The following is a 6,931-nucleotide window of genomic DNA, read 5'->3' on the forward strand; positions in this document are numbered from 1 at the left end:
AATCTAAACAGCACTATTTTATAATTTTAATTGAAATTTTTCTCATACTCCTCAATATGATCAAATTCTGGATAATGTTTACGAGCTTTTGACCACATTAAGTAGAGTGCTGGAATTACAAATAGAGTAAGTACTAATGAAAAAATAGTTCCTCCTACAATTACAACACCCATTCCTATTCTACTGGTAGATGCCGCTCCTAGAGATAATGCAATAGGTAAAGCACCAAGGGAAATGGCTAAACTAGTCATTAATATCGGTCGCAATCTCGCTTCTGATGCTTCAAGAATCGCCTCTAATTTTGGTTTTCCTTGTTCGCGTAACTGATTGGCAAATTCAACAATAAGGATTCCATTTTTGGTTACCAAACCAATAAGCATTACGGTTCCAATTTGACTAAAAATATTCCAAGTTTGATCAAATAACCACAATGAAAATAACGCTCCCGCAACGGCCATTGGCACAGTCAAAATTATAATGAATGGATCAATAAAACTCTCAAATTGCGCTGCTAATATCAAGAATATCAATAATAATGCAAGTCCAAAAGCGAATGCAGTATTTGAACTACTTTCAACAAAATCCCGAGATTCTCCACCCAAGTCAGTTGTAAAAGTATCGTCAAGCACTTTTGCTTTTATTTCGTTCATGGCATCAATACCGTCGCTAATACTTTTGCCTGGAGCAAGACCTGCAGAAACTGTTGCAGCCATATAGCGGTTGTTGTGGTACAATTGCGGCGGATTACTTTTTTCTTCAATGGTCACAACATTATCCATTTGGATTAATTGTCCCATATTATTTTTTACAAACATTGAGGTTAAGTCTAAGGGTTTTGATCTGTCTTCTTGATCAAATTGTCCAATGACTTGATACTGTTTTCCGTTCCTCATAAAATAGCCAAAACGTTGACCGCTCAAAGAAAGTTGCAGCGTTTGTGCAATATCAATTACAGATATGCCCAAGCTTTCTGCTTTTTCTCTATCAATGGTAACATTAACTTCGGGTTTATTGAATTTTAAGTTTACATCACTTACAGCAAACGTTGGATTCTTAGATACTTCATCCATAAAAAGCGGAATCTTCTCTTCAAGTTTGTTAAAGTTGGGTGCTTGAATAATATATTGAATAGGCAAACCACCACGTCTATTTACGGCAATGGTCGGCTGTTCTATCACTGATGTTTTTGCATCTGGATATTGTTTTGTCCACTTAGTTAATTTTTCGGCTATTTCTTTTTGAGAATTTTTTCTTTCATTGGGTTGAACCAAAGATACTCGTATGAAACCACTGTTTACAGATGAAGAACCAAAACCAGGAGAAGTAATTACTAAAGCCACTTTTTTGGCAGGAATAGAATCATCTACTAATTTTGAAATTTCTTGCATGAATCGGTCCGTGTATTCATAAGAGGAACCTTCGGGAGTAGACATACGCAATACAAAACCAGAACGGTCGTCATAAGGTGCGGTTTCTTTTTGCAAAAGTGTAAAGAACATGTATATCAATCCGAAACAAGCAATCAAGATTGGGAAACTCAACCATTTTTTCTTCATGAAACTGGACAATGCACTTGCATAACCATTGTTAAGTCTTTCAAAATAAGGCTCTGTACGAATGTAGAATTTTGATTTTTTTTGTTCGCCACCTTTCATTAAATACGCATTCAACATTGGCGTAAGCGTTAAGGATACAAAAGCAGATATCAATACGGCAGCTCCTATGACTACTCCAAATTCCCGAAAGAGTCGGCCAACAAATCCTTCTAAAAAGATTACAGGAAGAAAAACCGCGGCTAATGTGATTGAAATTGAAATTACGGCAAAGAATATCTCATTCGATCCCTTAATCGCAGCTTCGATAGGTGTCATCCCTTCTTCTACTTTCTTGAAGATATTTTCGGTCACAACAATTCCATCATCTACAACAAGACCTGTAGCGAGAACGATGGCTAATAATGTCAATACATTTATGGAGAAACCAAAGAGCCACATAATAAAGAACGTAGCAATTAACGATACTGGAATATCAATTAAAGGTCTAAAAGCAATTGCCCAGTCTCTAAAGAATAAGTAGATGATTAAAATTACCAATATAATTGAGATTCCTAACGTTTCAGCAACTTCAATAACTGATTTTTTTACAAATATGGTATTGTCAATAGCAATATTTAGCTGAATGTCTTTTGGTAAATCTTTTTTTAATTTTTCGAATTCTTTATAGAAAGCTGCAGAAATATCTAAATAATTGGCACCGGGAAGCGGTACAATCGCAATTCCTACAAGAGGAGTACCTGATTGAGTCATTTTGGTTTCGGTATTTTCAGGACCTATGCTCGCTGTACCTACATCACTAAAACGCACTACTTTTTCACCCTCTGAACGAATAATTATATTGTTAAATTCCTCGGCAGTAGAAAGGTTACCAACCGTTTTTACAGTAAGTTCTGTATTGTTTCCGGTTAATTTTCCTGATGGTAATTCTACATTTTGCTTGTTCAATGCATCTCTTACTTCGGCAACTGTACATCCGTATGCGGCAAGTTTTACTGGATCAATCCACAAGCGCATGGCGTAACGTTTTTGACCCCAAATTTGAACGCCACTTACACCAGGAATTGTTTCTAGACGTTGTGATATAACATTTTCAGCATAATCACTTAATTCTAAAGCATTACGAGTATCGCTTTGTACCGTCATCGAAATAATAGCATCTCCGTTGGCATCTGCTTTTGAAACTACTGGAGGTGAATCAATATCTTGTGGTAAGTTACGTACCGCTTGTGATACTTTATCACGTACATCATTAGCAGCATCTTCAAGATTTTTATCTAAATTAAATTCAATGGTGATGTTGCTACTCCCTTGAGCGCTAGAAGAGGTTACGTTTCTAATACCATCAATTGAATTTATTGCTTTTTCTAGAGGTTCAGTAATTTGTGATTCAATAATATCAGCATTGGCACCAGCATACCGGGTACTGATGGATACTTGTGCGGGATCTATAGAGGGAAATTCTCGTACTCCAAGAAAGGTATAACCAATCAATCCAAACAAAACAATGGCTACATTGATTACGATGGTAAATACAGGTCTTCTAATACTAGTGGTTGATAAACTCATTTAAGGATTATAATTAAAGTTGCTAATTTAGATTTTGGTTTGCAAGATTCTAAAAGCTTTGTTTATTTGATTTTTACTTTTACGGGAGTTTCATCTTTTAAGGACATCACTCCGCTTGTAATAACAGTATCGCCTGGTTTTAATCCAGATAATACAAGTAATGAAGAAGCTGTTCTAGTAGCAGTTTCAATCATAACTTCTTTGGCTTGACCGTTACTAGTAATAAATACTTTCTTTCCTTTTTGTACTGGGATTACTGCTTCGGTAGGAACTACAATAGCATCTTTTATAATGTCTAATGGCAATTCTACATCAGCAAAAGTACCTGGTAATAAAATTCCGTTTTTATTATCTGCAATGGCACGAACTTGAAGTGTACGTGTAGCTACTTCAACCTCTGGTTCTATGGCGTATACTTTGGCACTAAATATTTCAGTAGATCCTGCAACCTTAAAACTCAGCGAAGTGTTGTTTTTAACTTGAGTAGCATATTTTTCAGGAATAGAAAAAGTAATTTTTAATTTGCCTGTATTAACCAGTTTTGCAACAAGAATAGCAGGAGTGATGTACGTTCCTGGTGATATGGATCGTAATCCTATTTTACCAGAGAAAGGTGCTCTTACTGCTGTTTTTGCTATTTGAGCTCTTATCAATTGACTTTGTGCTTGCGCTGATTTTAAATCGGCTCGAGCCAAATCATACTCTTCTTGACTGATGGCTTCTTTTTGCAATAATAATTTTGCTCTACGCTCATTTTCTGATGCTAAACCTTCGCGAGTAGTAGTTTGTCTTAGTTGTGCACGCAGTTCAATATCATTTACCTTGAATAAGATTTGACCTTTACTAACATTGCTTCCTTCTTGAAAATAAATTCCTTCTACAATTCCTGATACTTCACTTCTAATCTCGACTTGTTCATTAGCCTCTATGGATCCAGATAATGATAAATTGTTATCAAAAGTTTGTGGAGTGGCAACAATACCAGTTACATTTATGGTTTTGCCTTTTCCTTTTGGGTCTTTCGAGTCGCCGCCTTCGCTTTTGTTTTCGCTAATACGGTATCCTATAAAACCAATAAATCCGATGAGTAACAAGGCGTAAACGAGGTATTTTATTTTCATAATTTAAGTTGTAAAGTAAGATTTAGTTGCAATAAAATAAGTTAAATTCAAAATTAGCCTTTATGATTGAATATAGGCTTCATGTTAATTATTATTTAACGTTTGTACCTACAAATATTAACAATAAAAACAAAAATGCCACTTCAGAACAAAAATGCTAAAAAAACTTTGACATTAGAAAAGCCTAAAGGTTTAATCTCGAGTTGTAAAAAATTATTATTATTTGAATAAATAATAATAAAGGATTTAAAAAATGACGCTTATTCTTAAAAAGAAGCCTTAAAATAAGATTATAATTATGCATTGTGTAAAATAGAGCAAATAAGGAAAAAGTTCATTTTAGACTATTTCGAATCCTAGGCATATTAAAACCTAGTATAATTTAACTGATATAGTTCCAGATATTTTTCTTTTTTGTCATTTCTATAAAAACGGCTCTCAGCGCTGCATGCTCTGGTTTTTCCATGGGCGCATCGTCTTTTAATAGTTTTACTGCATAGCTTCGGGCAAGTGCAAGTGTGTCTCTGTCTCGAACTAAATCAGCTATTTGTAGATTTAAAACGCCACTTTGTTGTGTTCCCATGATGTCACCAGGTCCGCGAAGTTTAAGGTCTACTTCGGCAATTTCAAAACCATCGTTAGTTTGTACCATAGTTTCCATTCTGGTTTTACTATCGTTGCTTAATTTATGGCTTGTCATCAATATGCAATAACTTTGTTCAGCACCTCGACCAACACGTCCGCGTAATTGGTGTAGCTGTGATAACCCAAATCGCTCGGCACTTTCAATTATCATTACACTAGCATTGGGCACATTTACACCCACTTCAATTACTGTAGTTGCAACCATAATGTTGGTTTTACCTTCAGCAAAACGCTTCATTTCGGCATCTTTATCTGCGGGTTTCATTTTTCCGTGAAGAATAGAAATGGCATATTGCGGTAAAGGAAAATCTCTCGAAATACTCTCGTAACCGTCCATTAAATCTTTGAAATCCATTTTTTCCGATTCTTGAATTAATGGGTACACAATATAAATTTGGCGTCCCAAAGCAATTTCATCCCGAATAAATTTCCAGACTTTTAATCGGTTGCTATCATATCTATGAACTGTTTGTATGGGTTTACGTCCCGGGGGAAGTTCATCAATAACCGAAATATCAAGATCGCCATAAAGGCTCATGGCCAGTGTTCTCGGTATGGGAGTTGCTGTCATTACTAAAACGTGTGGAGGAACAATTTCTCCACCTTTTATTGGATCAGGATTTGATTTTTTCCACAATTTAGAGCGTTGTTCAACCCCAAAACGGTGTTGTTCATCAATAACTGCAAGACCTAGATTTTTAAATTTTACTTTATCCTCTAGTAAGGCATGTGTACCAATGAGTAGGTGCAAAGATCCATTTTCTAATTCTTCATGAATAATGCGGCGTTGAGCAATTTTTGTAGATCCTGTTAGTAATTTTATATTGATGTTTAATGATTGCGCTAGTTCTGATAATCCTATAAAATGTTGATTGGCTAGAATTTCGGTAGGAGCCATCAAGCAAGCCTGGTAGCCATTATCAAGTGCCAAAAGCATGCTCATAAAAGCTACAATGGTTTTGCCAGAACCTACATCACCTTGTAACAAACGATTCATTTGGGCTTGGCTACCCATATCCGATCTAATTTCTTTGACTACCCTTTTTTGAGCATTGGTCAATTGAAAAGGCAAATGATTTTGGTAGAAATCATTAAAATACTGACCAACGGTAGTAAATGGGTGCCCTTTTATTTTGTGCTTTCGAACTAAGTTTTTAGTTATCAATTGCAACTGAATGAAGAATAGCTCTTCAAAGATGAGTCTGAATTTGGCTTTAGCCAATACCTCCGTATTTTTTGGGAAGTGAATGTTGAATAAAGCAGCATTTTTTGGAATTAATTTTAATTCATCAATGATTTTTACAGGCAAAGTTTCAGTAAACAAAGTGTGCGTTTCATGAAACAATTGTTGCATGAGTTTATTAATCACTCTGTTTGTGATACCTCTGTTTGTCAAGGTTTCAGTTGATGGATATACGGGTTGCATCGCCGATCGTAAGCTTTTTTCATGCTCGCTCAACAATTCAATTTCTGGATGCGCCATGTTGAAATTACTTCCAAAAGCAGTACATTTTCCGAAAATAACGCACATTTCATTCAGCTTTAGACTTTCTCTAATCCACTTGTGACCCTGAAACCACACAAGTTCCATTTGGCCAGTATCATCAACAAAAGTAGCTACTAATCTTTTTTGGTTTTTACCAAATTCAACCGTTTTGATGTTTATAATTTTACCAATAATTTGAATTTCAGCAACAGAACCGGCACTTCTAGAATGTAGTTCATTGATTTTATAGTAGCGTGTTCGATCAATATATCGGTTTGGAAAAAAATTCACTAAATCCTGATACTTATAGATTCCTAATTCTTTCCTAAGTAGTTCAGCCCTGTTAGGACCAACGCCTTTCAAAAATTCAATAGGGGTAAGTAAGAGGTTGTTTGACATTGAAACTTAATTAAATGAATCTATTTTAGTGGACAATTATACGAACTGTAAAAAAAAATACTGTTTTGATAATTTGTAAAATGCGAAGATAGTTTATTGAATGTAAATTTGGAAATGAGTTCTTTTGGAAATGGAGTAGCAATCATATATATTTGGTT

3 protein-coding genes are annotated in these 6,931 nt (G+C 35.2%); all 3 read right to left on the reverse strand.

The features are described from left to right. Window positions 1-26 precede the first annotated feature (26 nt). The 3 genes from FPG59_RS12305 to recG all read right to left on the reverse strand — a co-directional run bounded on the left by FPG59_RS12305 (window position 27) and on the right by recG (window position 6,773). Complete coding sequence (locus tag FPG59_RS12305) at window positions 27-3,122, reverse strand: efflux RND transporter permease subunit (protein ID WP_086454891.1); 3,096 nt, start codon at window positions 3,120-3,122, stop codon at window positions 27-29. 62 nt (window positions 3,123-3,184) lie between these two features. Beyond that, window positions 3,185-4,243: an efflux RND transporter periplasmic adaptor subunit gene (locus FPG59_RS12310; protein WP_086454892.1), complete on the reverse strand. Its 1,059-nt coding sequence runs from the start codon at window positions 4,241-4,243 to the stop codon at window positions 3,185-3,187. 382 nt (window positions 4,244-4,625) lie between these two features. Beyond that, window positions 4,626-6,773: an ATP-dependent DNA helicase RecG gene (recG, locus tag FPG59_RS12315; protein ID WP_086454893.1), complete on the reverse strand. Its 2,148-nt coding sequence runs from the start codon at window positions 6,771-6,773 to the stop codon at window positions 4,626-4,628. Window positions 6,774-6,931 lie beyond the last annotated feature (158 nt).

It is taken from the genome of Flavobacterium sp. FPG59 (assembly GCF_002150205.1).
In the GTDB taxonomy this organism is placed as follows: Bacteria; Bacteroidota; Bacteroidia; order Flavobacteriales; family Flavobacteriaceae; genus Flavobacterium.

What these genes read in the sequence shown, in the direction of transcription:
- FPG59_RS12305 (WP_086454891.1), bottom strand. Translation starts at nt 3,122, where the DNA reads ATGAGTTTATCAACCACTAGTATTAGAAGACCTGTATTTACCATCGTA.
- FPG59_RS12310 (WP_086454892.1), bottom strand. Translation starts at nt 4,243, where the DNA reads ATGAAAATAAAATACCTCGTTTACGCCTTGTTACTCATCGGATTTATT.
- recG (WP_086454893.1), bottom strand. Translation starts at nt 6,773, where the DNA reads ATGTCAAACAACCTCTTACTTACCCCTATTGAATTTTTGAAAGGCGTT.